This is a genomic window from Acidicapsa borealis (assembly GCF_059115245.1).
In genome coordinates this window covers 5,060,535-5,079,175 of sequence record NZ_JCACNY010000001.1, presented here as the reverse complement: position 1 = coordinate 5,079,175, position 18,641 = coordinate 5,060,535, and the positions used below count along the sequence as shown (strand labels likewise).

Genomic DNA, 18,641 nt, shown 5'->3' with positions numbered 1-18,641 from the left:
AAGTGCCCGGAGCAGAAAGCTGCCGGGCACGAATAAGATACCAGTGACTCTTAGCTGCCAAGTCGAGTGGTAGCGTCCGAGCCATGCTGCTTGACCATCTTGTTATAAATTCCCAGCAACAGGAACGGCGCAGCCCACTGTCCAACAAACAGAGCCTGATCGTTCTTTCCGGCGATCTTCAACGAAAGCGATCCAACGATCGAGGCCATGGCCGCGCCGAGAAAAAGGCTGGTAGGAAGGTTTGAGGTCTGGGATTCAAGTAAGGCCGTGAACTGATCTTCGACTTTTTCTCCAGCGTGTACGCGATTGTCTGTCATGTGTTCTCCTTAGGGTTGAGGCCGTGTCTTTCCAGCTTCTTGCAACTTGGATGCCGCCCTGGCAGTCACCCTACGCGCTATTACGCCACTTGTCGCTTGTCGATTTGGTTTCATGAACAATTCTGTTTTCCACCACACTCGGTGGGGATAACACAAATGGCTTGATCGGGCGGTCCGCTTGCCAATCTTCGGGAGATGCCATAGCATCCATTTCAGAGACCGGCCTGCAAAGCAGGTGAGTTCGTTAACGCTGGTTGAACCAACATTCATTGAACAGGGACTCGACTCGACAATCGCTTTTGTGTGCAGTGCCCGCCAGTCCGGGATGCCTAATGAAGCGCGGAGAGTCCCGCCGTCTTAGGACGGGTTCACCAGCGCACAGACTCACGGCCAAGCGGGTCGGTTTTCTGCTTTCTTTTCACAAAGAAAGACCTGGCTGCCTGTAGCTCTAGGCGGCCTGTTTTATTGGCAGTTTCAATCGTCTATGCATCCTGTTTTGTTTCAATTAGGACCACTCGTCGTGCCGAGTTACGGCGCGGTCGCAGCTTTGGGTGTTCTGCTCGCTCTCGGCCTCGCACAGTGGACAGCGCGTAGCTCCGGATTGTCGGGCCTCGGGGGAACAGCCATCGGGTCACGCCATGCCTGGAACATGCTCGTCCTAGGTGTCTTTGCCGCGCTGGCTGTCTCGCGTCTCCTGCTCATCGTCATCAACTTAAGCGACCTGCGCCGGCATCCGTCCTGGCTGCTCACTGTCGCCATGGTGCATCACCCGCTGCTTGCCGCGGCCGGGATGAGCGGAGCCATCATCGCAGTTCTGATCTATATCCGCTGGTTCCACCTCAAACTCTCGGTCGTCGCCGACTGCCTGGCCGCGCCCATCTCCATCGGCCTGGCCTGTGAGCAGTTCGGAGCTCTCCTGGCCGGCAGTGACTACGGCCGCGAGTCGACAGGCGGCTGGGCGGTCACCTACACCAGTCCTCTTGCCGCCCGCTGGAGCGGCACGCCGCTCGGTGTCGCTCTCTATCCGGTGCAGGCCTATGCCGCCCTCGGCGCGCTCGCGCTGACACTTCTCTGCGCATTCTGGTTCAAAGTTGCCCGCCGGCCGGGCGATGTAGCCGGAGTTTGGCTCGTCGGCATGGGTACCTTGCTCTTCTCCACCGAGATGTTTCGCGACTGGGAAGGGCGCGGCGCCCTCCTCGGCGGCCTCATCGACATTCCGCAACTGGTAGGCTTGGGATTGATACTTGCTGGCGGCGCGGTTCTCCTGAACTGGAAGTCACCTCGCCGGGACACAGCCAGCGAGGCTGCCAGTACCTGAAAGGCTGCACAATGGCGGAAGACCGCATGGAAGACCTCATCGTAGACGCGACGGAAGAAACCGCCGAAGACGCTGCTGAAGGCGCGCCGGAAATTGAAGAACTCGCAGTCCCCGTCGAAGCCGCGGGCTGGCGTCTGGACCAGTTTCTGGTCGGCGCCCTCGACGGCGTCAGCCGCTCCCGCGTCCAGCACCTCATCGAGCAGGGCGACGTCCTCGTCGACGGCAAGCGCGAAAAAGCCTCGTTGAAGCTGCGCGGTGGCGAAACCGTAACGGTTCAGGGCGAGCAGCACGTCACGCCGCTTGAGGCGCATCCTGAGAACATCCCGCTAGAAATCGTTTACGAAGACGACGACATCGCCGTGGTCAACAAACCAGCAGGCATGATGGTCCACGCCGGCTCCGGAGCCACCGACGAAGCCCGCAGCGGCGGCACGCTGGTCAACGCGCTCCTGCATCGCTTCGAAAAGCTCTCCGCAGTCGGCGGCGACCTCCGCCCCGGCATCGTTCACCGGCTCGACAAGGAAACCAGCGGCCTCATCCTCATCGCCAAGAACGACGCGGCCCACGAAGCCCTGGCCGAGATGTTCGCCACCCGCCAGGTCACGAAGACCTACATCGCTCTCGTCCAGGGTCGCCTGCCTGAAGATGGCGCCACCATCCAGGCCCCCATCAGTCGCGACGCTGTTCGCCGCACCCGCATGACCACCCGCCGCCTGGAAGGCGCCCGCCACGCTGTCTCGCACTACCGTGTCGTTGAGCGCATCGAAACCCGCTTCGGAGCTTTTACCCTCGTCCGCGTGCGCATCGAGACCGGCCGCACCCACCAGATTCGCGTCCACATGGCGTCGATCTCGCACCCGGTCGTCGGCGATACACTCTACGGCGCTCCTGCCAAAATCATCGCCCTGCCGCTGAGCACCACCCGCAAGGCCCCGCGTGAAGTTCTCGAACTTGGCCGAAATTTCCTGCATTCCGCTGAGCTGGAATTCGCCCACCCCACCACCGGCAAGATCATTTCGCTCACTTCGCCTCTGCCGGAAGTGCTGGCCGACTTTCTAGCGCGTCTAAGAGACCCAGTAGACCAATCGGTGACATCATCGCCGGCCGCCCCGGATTCCGATGAAGTGTAAGCCCTGCAGGATTGCTAGAATGAAGATTGCCATGACAAGAAATGTGATTTCGGCGGCCGCCTTGGCCTGCCTCCTCCCGTTCGCACCGGCCGCTCTGGGCCAGCAACCCGCCCCTCCGCCGGCCACGACGACCCCGCAGCCCGCGACCCCAACAACTCCGGCCCCCACGCCCGGGCCAGCTCAGCAGCCCGGCCAAACCCCTGCTCCGGCTCCCGACCAGGCCCCCAGCGACTCGACCTTCAAAATCGTGACCTCGGTCAACGAAGTCAACCTGATCTTCACCGTCACCGACAAGCACGGCAGCTTCATCCCCAACCTCAAGCAGAGTGACTTCGCCCTGCTCGATGATCAAAAGGCCCCGGCGCGCGTGTCGTCCTTCACCCAGCAGACCAATCTGCCGCTGCGTGTAGGCATCGTCATTGACGCCAGCACCTCGATCCGGACCCGCTTTCAGTTCGAGCAGCAGGCCGCCACCGAATTCCTTCTGCAGGTGCTCAAGTCCCGCAGCGATCGTGCTTTCGTGATGGGCTTCGATTCCACGCCGACCGTCATGGCCGACTGGAGCAACAACCTCGACGCACTGCAGACCGGAATCAGCAAACTCCGGCCCGGCGGCGGCACCGCCATGTTTGACGCTGTCTACACCGCCTGCCGCGACAAGCTGCTCGACATCTCCCGCGGTCAGGAGCCGGTCCGCCGCGCCATGGTCCTCGTCTCCGATGGTAACGACAACCAGAGCCGCGCCTACATGGACGACGCCATCAAGATGTGCCAGCGCTCCGAGACCATCATCTACGCCATCAGCACCAACTGGACCCCCAGCCGCGGCAAGGGCGACGATATCCTGCAGAAGATGGCAGCCGACACCGGCGGGCGCGCTTTCTTCCCGCCCTCGGTCGAGGAGATCTCGACCGGCTTCGCCAGCATCGAAGAAGAGTTGCGCAGCCAGTACGCGCTCACCTACACCCCAGCCGACTTCAAGGCCGATGGCGCGTTCAGGACGATCTATCTCTTCGCCAATGACAGGCGCTACTCGGTTCGCGCCCGTAAAGGCTATTTCTCGCCGAAACAGTAAGCCAACAGAAGCGGGGCACTGGACAAAGCATGGACGGAGATTCCGGAAAGCCGGCTGCCGACCCCGCGCCGGCCAACAGCGCAACTCCCGCCCCTGCCGTTCGGGGCCTCGCAGCCTTTGCTTCGCGTGACTTCCGCCTCTACCAGATGGCCAGAATGGCCGTCATCCTCGGCGCCGAAGCCCAGACCGTAGCCGTCGCCTGGCAGGTCTACTCCATCACTCATCGAGCGCTCGACCTGGGCTACACCGGCCTCGCGCTCTTCCTGCCGGGCCTGCTCTTCCTTCTCCCAGCCGGACACATAGCCGATCGCTACGACCGCCGCCAGATCATCCTGGTCTGCTACGCGCTACAAGTTGTTTGCACCAGCGCGCTGCTGGCCATCGCCATCCTCGGCCTCAAAAATGTGTACCTCGTGTACGGAGTACTCTTCGTCATCGGCATGGGCCGCTCCTTCTCCGGCCCAGCGAGTTCCGCGCTCATCCCGCACCTCGTCCCCGAAGGCCACTTCGTCAACGCCGTTACCTGGGGCGCGGCCATCTTCCAACTCGCCAACATCGCCGGCCCCGCGCTTGGTGGCCTGCTCTTCACCCTGCCGCTCAAAGGCGTTCTCGCCGGCGCCGGGATCGTCTACTGCGTCATGCTTGTCTGCCTGGTCATCTTCCTGGTGCTGATCTCGTCGCTCTCCGTCCGCCTGGGCCGCATGGAGCATCGGGAAATCTCGCTGAAGGTCGTCATGGCTGGATTCCACTATGTCCGACGCTCCCCGATCCTGCTCGGCTCCTTCTCGCTCGATCTCTTCGTCGTCCTGCTGGGCGGAGCAACCGCCCTCATGCCCATCTTCGCCCAGGAAATCCTGCATACCGGCCCGAAAGGCCTCGGCATGCTACGCGCCGCCCCGGCCCTCGGAGCCCTGACCATTTCGCTGCTCCTCGCCCGCTTCCCGCTGCGCAGGAAAGCCGGTATAAGGCTCTTCGTCTGCGTAGGCCTTTTCGGCATCGGAACCATCGTCTTCGGCATTTCCAAAAATATCTGGCTGAGCCTTGCTGCGCTAGCCTTCGCCGGCGCGGCAGACATGATCAGCGTCGTCATCCGCAGCTCCGTCCTGCAACTCGCCACACCGCCGGAAATGCGTGGCCGGGTCAGCGCAGTGAATTCCATGTTCCTCGGCGCATCGAACGAACTCGGCGAATTCGAAAGCGGAGTCACCGCCCAGTGGCTCGGAGCGGTTCGGGCAACCGTGGCCGGCGGCATTGGAGCCCTGGTCGTCACCGGCCTGTGGTCAGTCCTGTTTCCGTCACTTCGCAACGCCGACGAACTGACTGCCGAAGCTCTCCGGAAAGATATCTACCAACCCCCAACCAAGGAACTGCAAACTGCCTCCTCAAAGTAGCTGCGCAGGCGACTGGTCGGAAAACAACTGCATCAGGTTGGTCAGGCTCAGCAGTTTCTTGATCCGCGGCGTAAGGTTCACCAGTTCAAGCTTGCACAGGCCGCGGTGGATGGCCGAAACCTTCAGGCCCACCAAGGCTCCCAGCCCGGAACTGTCCATGTAATCCAGATCGGAAAAATCGAGCACAATCCGGCCACCGGCGGCGATCAGCGGCTGAACCAGGGATCGAATCTCCGCGGTATTTTCGCTGACCAGCTTCCCGTGGCAGGTAACAGTTGTCGTCTTCCACCCGGTCTCATCGGTCGATTCAGCCATTTCAGAATGGAATGACTCTAAAGACATCCGTGGCTATCCTTGATTTGATGGGAAAGCCGAATTTTAGCCTCCGGCGCAGAGCCGCCGGTGTGAATTTATGATGAACCGGTCCAAACGAAAAAATACCCATGCTCCAGACAAAAAAGTGCCGTCAGGAGCATGGGTCAGGTCGCTGACAGCCGCTATTCGGGCTTCTTCGGCGGCTCAGGCCTGCGCTGTTCCGCTGGCTTGGCTGGTTGTGCGCGTGGAGCGGGCTTCGGCTGATCCTTGGTCGGTCTCGCCTGTGGAGCTGGCCGGGATTCAGGTGCAGGGCGTGCCGGTGTTGCCGGACGCGCGGGCGCAGGCTGCGCTGGACGCGCCTGCTGTGGTGCCGTTCGGGTCTGCGGCTGCGCAGGCCTTACCGGAGCCGTCGGAGCCGGTCGGGCACCGGGTTGCGGCCGGTTTGGTTGAGGCGTGTTAGGAGAGGGCCGGTTCGGCTGGGGGCGAGTAGGTTGCCCCGGAGCTGGCCGATTGGGTGTCGTTGGATTCGGGCGTTGCTGTGGAGCACCCGGACGAGCCGGAGTTGCAGGCTGGTTGACAGCTCCGGGTCGTCGGTCAGGCTGTCCAGGCTGGTTTGGCCGGTTCGGTTGATTTGGCTGATTTGACCTGTTCGGCTGATTGGGTTGATTTGTCCGGTTTGGCTCCGCCGGTCGAGCTTGGTTCCCCTGCCCCGGTCGCGCCGGTTGCACTGCAGGATTCGGCTGGTTTGGCCGTCCCCCCTGATTCGGCTGCTGCGGACGCGCCACCGGCTGAGGCCTCATCACCGGAGCCGGACGGATGCCCTTATCCGCCGGAATAGGTTTGGGAGCAACAAACTCTGCGGGACGTCCCTTGTTCACCGAGGCGAACTGCGCACGGTTGCTCTCAGCCTGCCGTGCCAGCTGCACCTGTGCGGTCATCGGCGGCGCATGCGGCGCGCGATACGCGGCAATTTCAGCCGGCAGCGGACGCGCCTTCACTCCCTGAGGACCACCGTTGTAACTCACCCGGTTGTTATTGATGATCGTCGTGTTGGTGATGACCACCTTCCGCTCGTAAACGTTCGTGATGTTCACGTTGCGGATGTTGTTCACCGAACGGTTGTAGTTGAACTGGTTGTCGCGCCAGTACCCGCCCTGGTAGCCGCGTCCCACATAGCCAAAGCCGTAATTCACGCCTCCATAGAAGCCGACGTACCGGCCCCAGTAGCCGTGAAAGAACCCATAGCGTCCCGAGGAGTATCCCCAGTAACCGGGGGTCCAAAGCGCGCCCTGGTAGGGCGGTGCGGTCCACGCGCCAGGAACCCAGTAGTAGCCGCTCTGCGCATAGCTCCAGTAGCCCGGTGTCCAGAGATATCCCGGCGCTGGGATCGGCGGCTGATCATATTCCGGCAGCGGCGGAGGCGGCTCAGGAGCGTACATCGCCGGAGTCGGCGTGTAACTCGACTCGTTGTAGTCCTGGCTGTAGTCGTTGTCGTAGCCCTGGTCGCCCTGATCCTGCTGGGGCTGGTTGTAAGACGGCTGCGGCGCTTGCGCAGGGTAAGGAGCAGAAGAGCGTTGCGGTGCGGGCGTTGTCCTGGTAGGAGCCGGTGCAGGCGCATAATTTGTCGTAGGAGCAGGAGCAGTCGCTGCCACCGGTGCCAGATTGGCATTCGCCGGATCGTTCGGATCAGCCGGATTCGGGTCTGCCGAAGCGGGCTGCGCTGTTTGCGCGGTCTGCGCGTTCGGGTCGGTCGAGCCTTTGCAGCCGGCCACCGAAAATGTGATTCCTGCTGCGAGCGCCAGTCCCAAAATCGGAAGGAGCTGGGAAAATCTTGCAGACGTGCCGGGTGTTTCCATGGGATTGTTCTGCGACATGTGGATCGCTTTCTCCGCCTGCGTGCCGGCGGTGGGGGGATTCAGTGCATCCACTCGGTTGGATGCAGATTTCCGGTGAGCACCTCTTCCCTGTGGCAGATTGCGAGAGATTTCCCTCCAAACGTCTCGCGTCCGGCTCCAAGAACGCTGGCGAGTATCGATTCAAACGGGCTGAGATGATCTACCGCCGTGGAGCAAATCTATACTCAAGAGGATATGTCCGAATTTTTACCAGTAGACGAGCAGCTCGACCTGCTTCAGAAGGGCGCAGCGGAGATCATCCGCGTCTCCGATCTGCGCGAACGCCTCGAAGACTCCCGCACGACCGGACGCCCGCTGCGCGTCAAAGCCGGCTTCGATCCCACCGCGCCCGACCTGCACCTCGGCCACACCGTGCTCATGCGTAAACTGCGTCATTTCCAGCAGTTAGGCCACCAGGTCATCTTCCTCGTCGGCGATTTTACCTCGCTCATCGGCGACCCCACCGGCCGCAACGTCACCCGCAAGCCACTTACCCGTGAGCAGATCCTGGAAAACGCCGCAACCTACCAGGCCCAGGTCTTCAAGATCCTTGACCGCGACAAGACCGAAGTCCGCTTCAACTCCGAATGGCTCGATAAGCTCGGCTTCGAGGGCACCATCCGTCTGGCAGCCCGCTTTACCGTCTCGCAAATGCTCGAACGCGACGACTTCCACAAGCGCTACGAAGCCGAGCAGCCCATCAGCCTCCACGAATTTCTATACCCCGTGATGCAGGCGTATGATTCCGTCGCTCTCGAGTGTGACGTCGAGCTTGGCGGCACTGACCAGAAATTCAATCTGCTCTGTGGCCGCGAACTCCAGCGTCAATCCGGGCAGAAGCCCCAGATCGTCCTCATGAACCCCATTCTGGAAGGCCTCGACGGCGTCCAGAAAATGTCCAAATCGCTCGGCAATGCCATCGGAATCAATGAGCCACCGTCAGAAATGTACGGCAAGCTCATGTCCATCTCCGACGACCTCATGTGGAAGTACTGGACACTTCTAACCGACAAGAAACAGTCGGAGATAACGACTTTAAGAGAACAGGTTGCGGCTGGCGACCATCATCCGATGCACATCAAGAAATCGTTAGCCTGGACACTTGTTGCCGATTTTCATTCGCCTGAAGATGCGAATTTTGCGGCCAAGAACTGGGAACGAATGTTCCAGCAGAAGGCCGACCGCGAAGATCTTGAAGAAGTATCAGTGAGCTATGAAGAAATTGCTGGACCACCACCCTCTGTTAACTTTGGAATTCCCGTCGCATTCCCAAATTTGCCACCTTCCGGAGCTCAAGTTGCAGGTGTACAGATTCGCCTCCCCAAATTGCTGATCGCACTGGGCCTGGCAGCATCCGGCGCAGAAGCCAGCCGCAAGATCGCCGAAAAGGCCGTAAAACTCGACGGCGAACCGGCAACCAACGCCCTCATTCCGCTGGAAAAGCTCCCAGCCCGGATCACAGTCCGCTTGGGCAAACGTGCCAAGGTTGCGTTAATCACGTAATATGGCTTGCGTGAAAACGTCAAATGGCGCATAATTTCTCCTAAGGTTGCCCATGGCCACATTTGCAGTCCCGGAAGTCCTTGGCGGCGACATTCTCCTGGGGCGTTCGTTCCTCAAGAGCGGATCGCTCGCCGAACTCGTCCGCGACGGCGTGCCAGTCAAGGCTCTCCTCTTGCTCGCTGAGCGCCTCGACCTGACTCAGGCCGAAATCGCCGACAAAATCGGCATCCCCCTCCGCACTCTGACCCGCCGCATGTCCTCGGACGCACGTCTGACCTCGGCAGAGTCTGACCGCACCGTCCGCCTGGCGCAGGTGTACGCGACGGCAGTCGAAACTCTGGGCGATGGCGAACGCGCCGCAAGCTGGCTCAAGACTCCCAATCGCGCCCTGCGCGGCGGCACACCGCTCGACCAACTCGACACCGACCCAGGCGTTCGTGAAGTCGAAGACATCCTCGGCCGGATCGCCTACGGCGTCTATAGCTGATGCCCGAATCATCGCGGAGAACATTCTGGAGGCTATGCCGCGAAGTCCATGCCTCGGCCGCCCTCAGCGGCGAAGGCTCACGCCTCTTCGGCGGCCGCTGGAATTCGCGTGGAGTGCCCATGATCTACGCCTCCACATCGCTCGCGCTCGCGGCAATTGAGCTGTTCGTCCATATCGAACCGCACCAGATGCCGCGTGACCTTGTATCCATGGAAGCCTCACTACCGGAAGACAAACCGCTTCAGCGTTGGGAGGATGACCTGCTCCCGCCCAACTGGTGGAGCGACGAGTTCGGTCCCATGCGCGCGCAGGGCGATGCCTGGATTCGCAGCCGCGCATCCCTCGCAGTGCTGGTCCCGTCCGTTCCCATCCGCCAGGAATGGAATCTCCTCATCAACCCGCGCCACCCGCGCATCGGCGAAATCACCGTCCACGCCGTCCAGCCCTTCCAGTTTGATGAGCGGATGTTCATGGCGCGTCCACCAACTTAGGTTCCTACACGAGCTGTCGCGTCAGTTTCGGCAGAGTCACCGTAATCGTCGGCTCCTGGCCCCGGCCCAGGCGCGTTAGCGTCAACACCGTGATGTCATCATCCTGCCCGAATGCAACCGCAGCATCGCTCGCTCGCTCCGCATCCGGCTCGTCGGCAAACAGGGCATCGAGTCGCTCAAAACTGAAGATTTCCCCCGTGGTGCTGCGCGCCTCCAGCAGGCCGTCGGTATACAACGAGAAGCGATCTCCTTCGCGCAGATGTACCCTGACCTCTTCGTAGTCGGTGGTCGGAAGCAACCCCAACGGCAGCGCTCCGGGCAGGTCGATTTCCCTTTGATTGTGATAGGGCGCGGGATGCCCTGCGCTCGCCAGAACACATCGTCCATCCGGGCTGACCCGCAGCGCAACGCATGTGGCGAATCCCTCCTGCATGCGTCCAAACAGCCGCCGGTTGAGCCCCGCCAGCACCTCTCCCGGGCTGCTTGTCGTTTCCACCAGAGTTCGCAAAGCACCCACGATCAGCGCCACCGTCATCGCCGCTTTCAGGCCTTTTCCGCTGACGTCGCCAACCACGATAAGCGTCGAGCCAGCGTATTCTTTGTCAAGCTCCAGAATCTGAAAGAAGTCCCCACCCACCTCCTGCGCTGGCCGGTACGAACTGGTTACCGCGTATCCGGGCAGCTCCGGTAGAGTCTCTGGGATCAGGACCTGCTGCAGTTCGCGGGCATTTTGGAACTCCTGCTCCATCGCCGCCTGCCGCCGCCGATACCCAGCCGCAAACCTCACCACCGCATACACAATCGAAACGAACAGCAGCGTACGCAGCACAGCCTGTCCCGAAAAATTACTCCCGAAAAGCCAGAATAAGGTCGAGTCCATCTTCGGCGACAGAGTCCAGTGCGTGTAGCGAATGCCCTGATAAGCAAAGTTCGACACCGCGTACCAGGTCGCGCTCGCAAAGGCAAACAACGCCACCAGCCAGCGCGCTGGGTCCAACCGCTTCCGCTTTACCAGCGCCCGTATCACCAGCAGGATCGGCAACAGTTCCATCAGGAGAATCAGTGCCGTCAGACCGGCGTCAATCCACGTAAACGCTCTCGGCGAGAGCACGTCGACCGTGAAGCTCGTCGCGCCATCCAGCCCACCCGCTATCAGTGAACTCCAGGCAGCAACGCGCAGCAAGCGCAGCAGGCGCCGCGAATCTTCCAGTTGAAGTAGATACACCAGCAGATACCACTGGCATATCTCCCGCCACTGGATCGAAGTCTGGATGAAAAAAGTAAGCCACGCTCCCGAAGCCGGCAGGAGCAACCCGTTCAGCGTAATCTCGATCAACGGCATGAAGGTAAACGCTGCCAGCCAGAACAGCAGCTTCTGCTTGCGATCGCGCAGCCAGGCCAGAAAACTCAGCAGCGACGTCAGCCCATAGAGCGTCGTCAGCGCAAAACGAAATTGCGAACGGCGCATCCACCGGTAGTCCAGCGAATCTTTAAGCAGCGCAATCGCCCTTGGACTGCCAATCTGCGGCACTCGCTCAAATCCGCCAGCGGTGCCGTCATCGACAGAAGAGAACGGAATCTTCAGCACACGTACCGCGAGCACTCCATCCCGCACTGGCCCCAGCCCATATGTTTGCGCCGGGATAAAGAGTTTCCAATCCGTATGCGGCGGAAACGTGCCCACGCCGCCGATGCGCACGCCATTCCAGTACAGCTCATAAATATCGTCAACGGCTGAAATGAGCAGGGCAACATCCGGCGAAGCTCCCTTGGCCGGGGCAATCGAAACGTGTTTGCGGTACCACGCAAACCCCGCGTAATTGGGATGCGTCTGCGCACCCCACGGCGAGTCCGCCTGGATATCCTCCCATCCATCATGGCCGGTTACATCGTCGATCGCCGGGTTTGCCCAGACGGCATCATCGCCGAGGTGAAACTGCCACGGCCCATCCAACGGCACAGAGCCCTTGCCCAACTGGTCAGCCACCAGCGGAGCTACGCCAGCAGCCCGCTGCGCGAAGCAGACCGAGGGCGGCAAGATGATCCAAACCAAAGCGGAAATCGCAAGCAAGTGCAACAGAAACCTACGGCTGGAACGCATGACAGAAGCATACGCCGGGCATCCTATGTTGCAAACGGGAAATACCTTAGCGCAACCAGGGGACCGAATTATGCGAGCGCCGGCACCGCAGAATGGATTGCCAGTTCCGCAACCGGAAGCCGCGTCAGCGTCAGCACGGTGATGTCATCGTCCTGGCCAAAGGCGATGGCAGCTTCGGTGGCGCGGGCGGCGGTAGGGGATGAGCGGAAAAGGATGTTCAGGCGCTCAAAGCCGTAGAGTTCGCCGTCAGCGTTGCGGGCTTCCAGGAGGCCATCGGTGTAAAGGCTGAGCTGCCCATTCGTCGGGAGGGTGAGCGTCTCCTCGTCGTAGACGGTGTCGGGTAGCAGGCCGAGTGGAAAGGCTCCCGGCAAGATGAGTTCTTCGCCGTTGAGAAAGGGCGAAGTGTGGCCAGCGCTGGCAATCTGGCATTGGCCATCAGGCGAAATAAGCAGCGCGATGCAGGTGGCGAAGCCGTTCTCCATGCGGCCGTGGAGGCGGCGGTTTAAGGCGCTGAGAATGGCGGCGGGGCTGGAGGTCATTTCCGCAGCCATGCGAACGGCACCGACGAGCAGGGAGACGGTCATAGCGGCTTTGAGGCCTTTGCCGCTAACGTCGCCGAGGATGATGAGCGTGTCCACGTTTTCCAGCGCTATGACCTGGAAGAAATCACCTCCGACCTCCTGCGCGGGTTTATAGGCCGCCGTGAGGGCAAAGCCGGGGATCTCCGGTAACACCTCGGGGACCAGCACCTGCTGGAGTTCGCGGGCAGCCTGCAGCTCCCGCTCTACCGCGGCCTGGCGGCGGCGATACTCCATCGCATAGCGCAGCACGGCGTAGACAATGGCCAGGAAAAGCAGAATGCGAAGGATGCCGATCATGGGAAAATTACTGCCGAAAATGGTGAAGACGGTCCCCCCCATTTTCCTGCCGAGAGACCAATGGCTGTAGCGTACCCCTTGCTGAGCGACGTTGGAAACGGCGCTCCACGTGCCCGCAGCGAAGGCGAAGAAAGCAACCACCCAGCGCGCATGGTCGAGCCGCCGGCCGCGTAACAGTGCCAGCAGCACGAGGAGGATCGACACCGGCGCAGTGAGCACAATGAAGATTGCCGTGAGCACCGCGTCAAGCCAGACAAATTGCTGCGCCGTCAGAATCTCCAGGCCCAGATTCAATGCGCCATCGAGCGCAGCGCAAACGACGGTAATCCAGGCAAGTACCCGGAGACTGCGCAACAGCCGTGGCAAAGCGTCCAGTTGAAGCAGATAGGCGAGCAGAAACCACTGGAAGATCTCGAGTAGCTGAAGCGTTATCTGAAACAGAAACGGTCCCCAAAGGCCAAAGATCGGTAGTCGCAGGTCCACCAGGACAAGCTCTGGCAACGGAATGAAGGTGAAGGCGGCGACCCAGAACAGGAGCCTTTGGCGGCGGTCCCGAAGCCATGCCACAAAGCTCAGGAGCGAGGCAAGTGAGTAAACCGTAACGAGGCCAAAGTAGGTCTGGCGATGCTGAAGCCAGCTATAGTCATTGGCAGTCTTGAGCAGGCCGATGGCCCGGGGAGAGCCGATCTTCGGTGTGGCTTCAAATCCTCCCGCCATGCCGTCGTCGATGGAGCTGAGCGGAATTTTGTAGACGCGAACAGCGAGCACCCCGGAGCGGACAGGGCCGAGGCCGTAGGTTTGCTGGGGCTGTGCGAGTTTCACGTCGAGGCGATTGGGAGGCAAGGAACCGAGGCCACCGATGCGGGTGCCGTTCCAGTAAAGCTCGTAAGCGTCGTCGACACGGGGAATAAGCAGAGCTATGTCGCTGGGCGCGCCGGGAGCTGTCGTAAGGTCAAGGTGCTTGCGATACCAGGCGAAGCCGGTATAGCTGGTGTGACCCTGCATGCCCCAGGGTTTGTCGGCAGTGAGCTCTTCCCAGCCGTTGTGGCCGGTCCGGTCGTCGATGGCCGCAGAACTGAAAGACGGATCGTCGCCTAAGTGGAACTGCCATGGACCGTCGAGGGGAACGGAGCCTTTGCCGAGAGATTCACTGTGCAGGGCGGGGGCGTGGGGCACGGATGAGGCTGTTTGGGCAGCTGGTTGGGCCTCTACAAGAGATATTGAGAAACCAAAACAGGCCAATGCCGCCGGAGCGTACCAGCGAAAACGTATCCGAAGCATGTGGGAAGCTTATCCGTTCTCAGTCGCTTTGTAGAAGATTTCGGCGAAGTTTTCGTACTATGCCGTGCCGCTTCAGGCGGTGAGTCGGGTGAGGGTAAGAACGGTGATGTCATCGTCCTGGCCAAAGGCAACAGCCGCTTCGGTTGCCTGCTCCGCCGTCGGCTTCGTAGCAAAGAGCGTCTGTAATCGCTCAAAGCTATACAGCTCACCGCTTGGACTACGCGCTTCCAGCAGGCCATCAGTATAGAGAGCAAGATTGTCGTCAGCCCCGAGCTGGACAGTAGTTTCCTCGTAAGTAGCCTCAGCAGTCAGCCCCAGCGGAAACGCTCCCGGCAGATCGACCTCCCGCTCATTGATAAACGGCGAAGTATGCCCGGCACTGGCAAAGACGCAGCTCCCGTCTGCATCCAGCCGCAGCGCGATCGCCGTAGCAAACCCGCCGCTGAGCCTTCCATACAACCGGCGATTCAACCCACTCAGAATCTCTGCCGGACTCGTCGATGTCTCCGCGAATGTCCGTATCGCGCCCACGATCATCGACACCGCCATCGCGGCCTTCAACCCCTTGCCACTCACATCCCCCAGGACAATCAGCGTCGAGCCAGATACGAGCGGAATCACCTGGAAGAAATCCCCGCCCACCTCGCTCGCCGGCCTGTAAGCGCTCGTCAACACATAGCCAGGCACCGCCGGCAGGTCTTCCGGAATCAGCACCTGCTGCAACTCCCGCGCGCTCTTGAATTCCTGCTCGATCACAATCTGCCTCTGCCGCTCCTCCTGCATAAAGCAATAAACCGCATACACAATGGCGATCAGCAACAGGAGCTCCGTAACTCCGGCAGCGCTCATCGAATTGCCGTAGATGTTAAACAATGGCCCATCGACGATCGCCGCGAGCCACTGCATGTGCGTGTAGCGGCTGCCTTGCGTGAATAGATCATGCAAGGTGGGGATCAGATCTTCCAGAAACGCGCCAATCGCCACCAGCCAGTTCGCGACCGGCAAGCGCCTCCTTCGGAAGAGCGCGCAAAGAATCAGGGCCAGGGGAACGAAGTTGAGAATCGTGTAGATAGCGGTCAGTACCGCATCCGCCTGCTGCACGAGCGGGGAGTTACCCGCGGAGATCGCAGCTGGCGCAACGACCAGGCAGCCATCCAGCGAGAAAGACACGATCTCGATGATCGCCAGCACTCTCAGAATGCGCGAGATCGTCGGGCTCTCGTTCAGGCGCAGAAGCAGGAACAGGATGTACCAGATCGCAACATTGGCCACGCCAAAGATCGGCTGAGTTAACCCGAGCGCCAGCAGATAGTGAATCGGAACCCGCATGATGTTCAGGAAATCCACGACAACCACGGCCGTCGCGTAATACGCCATGCACAGCAGCAACCACTGACGGCGGTCGCGCACCCAGGCAAGAAACGCCAGCAATCCAATCAGCAGGCGCAGCGCGTGAAGTCCGAATCGAAGCTGGCGCCGGCGCAACCACTGGAAATCGGAAGCCTCCTTGATCGTGCCGATAGCCTCCGGGCTTCCCAGAACCGGAGGAGCGGAAAACCCTCCCAGATCTCCCGAATCAAACGACACCAGGCCCGCCTTCCAAACCCGTACTGCGAGCACTCCTTCGCTGGCATGCCCCAGTCCAAACGTCTGCGGCGGCGCACGCATGTACCAGACCGGATGCGGAGGCAGCTTGCCGAAGCGGCCCACCAGCGCACCATTCCAGTACACCTCGTACGCGTCGTCGATCGTAGGAACGAACAACGCAACATCCGGGGACGCGCCAGCCGACATCTGCACCGTGATATGACGCCGGTACCAGCCAAAGCCCGTATAACGCGCATGGCCCTGCAAGCCCCAGGGCTTGTTCGCAGTCAACTGCTCCCAGCCACCCTGTCCCGTAGCATCGTCAATTCCCGGTGCAGCCCAGCGCGCATCATCGCCTGTATGAAACTGCCAGGGGCCATCCAGCAGTACTGCCCCCTTGCCAATCCCTTCCAGCGCGAGCACCGGAGCAAGATCGCCGGCGGATGACCCCGGCGCAGGTTCTGCCGCAATCGCCGCCGATACTCCGACCAACATCATCAGGGCCCAGGAAAGACAGCGCGAGAGCATGACGCAAGCATACCCGGACACACCGCCGCCGTCGTTAGTTTTCCTCTCCAGCGGTGCCGCCCCGCAGCACATACATTCCCGCTGACCCTGGTTTTGTGGAGGGATTCTGAACGGCTGCGGTTATAGTCGTGCTTAGTCACGTAGTTCAGTCAGCACGCCCAGCACCATTCCTGCAATCGATTTCAGTGGAGGTCTCATGTCCCTGCGCTCCCGCATCTGTGCGCTCGCAATTCTTATCTGTTGCTCCACCTTCTCCTTCGCCCTGCCGCCGGAAGTCCATCATCCCCTCGACGGTCTGACCCCGCAGGAATACTGGAAGGCCTACAACGCCCTTCAGGCCGCAGGCAAGCTCGCCCCCAAGACCGCCTTCGCCAGCATCCTCCTCCGTGAACCGCCCAAGGCCGAAGTCCTCGCCTGGAAGCCCGGCCAGCCCATCGTCCGCAAGGTCGACGTCATCCTGCTCACCGAGAGCAAGACCTACGCGGCAGTAGTCGATGTCTCCGGCGAAGCACCCAACTCAGGCAAGATCGACTCCTTCACCGAGATGCCCAAGGATCAGGCACCCTTCACCACCAGCGAGTCCCGCTCCCTCGATGACGACATCAAGAAAGATCCTCGTGTGCAGGCCGCCTTCAAGGCGCGCAACATGACCGATCTCCGCAACGTCCACTGCGGCGTCACTCCGGCAGGTTTCGTAGGCCTGCCCGAACAGACCGAAGGCCGGCGCATCGGCTGGGGCGGCTGCTCCGATACCTCAAACGCTCTCTACAACTGGGACCGCCGCATTGAAGGCATCTTCTTCGTCGTCGATCTCAAGGACAAGAAGATCCTCCGCTTCACCGACTACGGCGCAGTGACCCTGCCGCCCACCACCAGCATCTATGACGCCGACGGCGGCCCCGCCGTCCCCGGCACCAAGCCCATCCAGATCACCGAGCCCGATGGCCCCAGCTACACCATCAAGGAAGGCCAGATCACCTGGCAGCACTGGAACTTCCGCTTCCGCCTCGATCCGCGCTTGGGCCCTGTCGTCAACCTCGTCAACTACGAAGACGCAGGCAAGCAGCGGTCAGTCCTGTATGAAGGCTCGCTCTCCGAAATGTATGTCCCCTATCAGGATCCGTCCGAGACGTGGAACTCGCATGTCTTCCTCGACGCCGGCGAGTACTTCCAGAACACCGGCTCCGGCGGCATCATCAAGCCTCTCGAACCGGGCATCGACTGCCCCACCTACGCAACCTTCTTCAGCGGAACATCCTTCAACGACAGCGGCGCGCCCTACATCCGCCCTAAGCTAGCCTGCCTCTTCGAGCGCGTCACCGGCGACGCCGTCTGGCGTCACTGGGACGGCAGCACCGGAGCCATCTCCGGCCGCCCGGGTAGGGAACTGGTCTTCCGCACCGTGGCCACCGTCGGCAACTATGACTACACCTTCGACTGGCGCTTCGAGCAGGACGCATCCATCATCGTCGGCGTAGGCGCGACCGGCATCCTTGAAGTGAAGGCCGTTCCCGATCAGCGCGCCGACGGCCAGCTTTCGCCAGCTATGGCCGGCAAAACCCCCGAAGGCCGCCAGGTCGAGTTCGGCCAGCTCATCGCCCCCGGCATGTCCGCCGTCGATCACGACCACTTCTTCAGCTTCCGTCTCGATCTCGACGTGGACGGCCAGAACAACTCGCTCATGGTCGACAAGCTCATCCCCTACAAACTCCCCGACAGCTCGCCCGGCCGCAAATGGATCTGGGCCATGATGCCAGACATGGCGAAGACTGAAAGCGATGCCAAGCTCGACGTCTCGATCGAACACCCCGCCATGTGGCGCTTCGCCAACGAAGGCACCAAGAACGCCCTCGGCCAGCTAAGCAGCTTCGCCATCATGCCCGGAGAAACCGGCATCAGCCTCCTGCCCTCCAGCGAATGGCCGCAGAAGCGAGCCGGCTTCTCCGAACACATCCTTTGGGTCACCCCCTATGATCCCAGCCAGCGCTACGTGTCAGGAACGTACGTCTCCGGCAGCAAAGGCGAAGACACCCTCACCGAGTGGACCAAGAAGAACCGCGCCATCATGAACACCGACATCGTCGCCTGGTACACCATGGGCTTCCACCACGTCCCCCGCCCCGAAGACTGGCCGCAGATGCCCACCATGTGGCACACCTTCACCCTGCTCCCCTACCAGTTCCTCAACAAGAATCCAACGATGGATCTGCCAGTAGTTCCGTAACTCAGCGATGCTCCATAAAACAAATAAGCAACGAGTCTGGGCTGACGAAGCAATCCTTCGTCAGCCCAGTTTTTCGATATTGGAAATACAGATACAAATCTCCGCAGAACCGCAGATTCC

General features: G+C 61.0%; 14 protein-coding genes. 8 read left to right on the top strand and 6 right to left on the bottom strand.

The window, feature by feature from the left end:
* Positions 1–50: 50 nt before the first annotated feature.
* Complete coding sequence (locus AC5S27_RS20580; protein ID WP_493936436.1) at positions 51–317, bottom strand: hypothetical protein; 267 nt, start codon at positions 315–317, stop codon at positions 51–53.
* Positions 318–837: 520 nt separating this feature from the next.
* Here AC5S27_RS20580 and AC5S27_RS20575 point away from each other — a divergent pair.
* Genes AC5S27_RS20575 through AC5S27_RS20560 form a run of 4 tightly spaced genes read left to right on the top strand, consistent with a single transcriptional unit; the run spans position 838 to position 5,231 of the window.
* On the top strand, positions 838–1,635 hold the full coding sequence (locus AC5S27_RS20575) for a prolipoprotein diacylglyceryl transferase family protein (RefSeq protein ID WP_493936435.1): 798 nt from the start codon (positions 838–840) through the stop codon (positions 1,633–1,635).
* Between the two features lie 26 nt (positions 1,636–1,661).
* Positions 1,662–2,765 carry an RluA family pseudouridine synthase gene (locus AC5S27_RS20570; RefSeq protein WP_493936434.1) on the top strand — a complete coding sequence of 368 codons (1,104 nt, stop codon included), beginning with the start codon at positions 1,662–1,664 and terminating at the stop codon, positions 2,763–2,765.
* A 19-nt stretch (positions 2,766–2,784) separates the two neighbouring features.
* Positions 2,785–3,840, top strand: a complete 1,056-nt coding sequence (locus AC5S27_RS20565; RefSeq protein ID WP_493936433.1) for a VWA domain-containing protein — start codon at positions 2,785–2,787, stop codon at positions 3,838–3,840.
* A 29-nt stretch (positions 3,841–3,869) separates the two neighbouring features.
* Positions 3,870–5,231 carry an MFS transporter gene (locus tag AC5S27_RS20560; protein ID WP_493936432.1) on the top strand — a complete coding sequence of 454 codons (1,362 nt, stop codon included), beginning with the start codon at positions 3,870–3,872 and terminating at the stop codon, positions 5,229–5,231.
* Here AC5S27_RS20560 and AC5S27_RS20555 read toward each other — a convergent pair.
* On the bottom strand, positions 5,223–5,546 hold the full coding sequence (locus tag AC5S27_RS20555; protein WP_493936431.1) for an STAS domain-containing protein: 324 nt from the start codon (positions 5,544–5,546) through the stop codon (positions 5,223–5,225). The genes AC5S27_RS20560 and AC5S27_RS20555 overlap by 9 nt on opposite strands.
* Positions 5,547–5,728: 182 nt before the next feature.
* On the bottom strand, positions 5,729–7,420 hold the full coding sequence (locus tag AC5S27_RS20550) for a hypothetical protein (protein ID WP_493936430.1): 1,692 nt from the start codon (positions 7,418–7,420) through the stop codon (positions 5,729–5,731).
* A gap of 216 nt (positions 7,421–7,636) precedes the next feature.
* Between AC5S27_RS20550 and tyrS the strand changes: the two genes are divergently transcribed.
* Genes tyrS through AC5S27_RS20535 form a run of 3 tightly spaced genes read left to right on the top strand, consistent with a single transcriptional unit; the run spans position 7,637 to position 9,922 of the window.
* Entirely contained in the window at positions 7,637–8,944 is a 1,308-nt protein-coding gene (gene tyrS / locus AC5S27_RS20545) for a tyrosine--tRNA ligase (protein WP_493936429.1), read from the top strand.
* A 52-nt stretch (positions 8,945–8,996) separates the two neighbouring features.
* A complete protein-coding gene (locus AC5S27_RS20540) occupies positions 8,997–9,431 on the top strand; it encodes an Xre family toxin-antitoxin system antitoxin (RefSeq protein ID WP_493936428.1) in 435 nt (144 codons plus the stop codon).
* Positions 9,431–9,922 (top strand): RES family NAD+ phosphorylase, encoded by a 492-nt coding sequence (locus AC5S27_RS20535; protein ID WP_493936427.1) that lies wholly within the window; start codon positions 9,431–9,433, stop codon positions 9,920–9,922. The genes AC5S27_RS20540 and AC5S27_RS20535 overlap by 1 nt, the downstream gene beginning before the upstream one ends.
* A 4-nt stretch (positions 9,923–9,926) precedes the next feature.
* Here the strand turns inward: AC5S27_RS20535 and AC5S27_RS20530 are convergent, their stop codons facing one another.
* The 3 genes from AC5S27_RS20530 to AC5S27_RS20520 form a co-directional block, all read right to left on the bottom strand.
* The gene (locus tag AC5S27_RS20530; RefSeq protein WP_493936426.1) at positions 9,927–11,993 is read right to left on the bottom strand and encodes a SpoIIE family protein phosphatase; all 2,067 of its coding nucleotides are present in this window, start codon (positions 11,991–11,993) and stop codon (positions 9,927–9,929) included.
* Between the two features lie 98 nt (positions 11,994–12,091).
* Complete coding sequence (locus AC5S27_RS20525) at positions 12,092–14,077, bottom strand: PP2C family protein-serine/threonine phosphatase (RefSeq protein WP_493936425.1); 1,986 nt, start codon at positions 14,075–14,077, stop codon at positions 12,092–12,094.
* Positions 14,078–14,254: 177 nt separating this feature from the next.
* Positions 14,255–16,267 (bottom strand): PP2C family protein-serine/threonine phosphatase, encoded by a 2,013-nt coding sequence (locus AC5S27_RS20520; RefSeq protein ID WP_493936424.1) that lies wholly within the window; start codon positions 16,265–16,267, stop codon positions 14,255–14,257.
* 226 nt (positions 16,268–16,493) lie between these two features.
* Here AC5S27_RS20520 and AC5S27_RS20515 point away from each other — a divergent pair, with 226 nt between their 5' ends.
* Positions 16,494–18,521: a copper amine oxidase gene (locus tag AC5S27_RS20515; RefSeq protein WP_493936423.1), complete on the top strand. Its 2,028-nt coding sequence runs from the start codon at positions 16,494–16,496 to the stop codon at positions 18,519–18,521.
* Positions 18,522–18,641 lie beyond the last annotated feature (120 nt).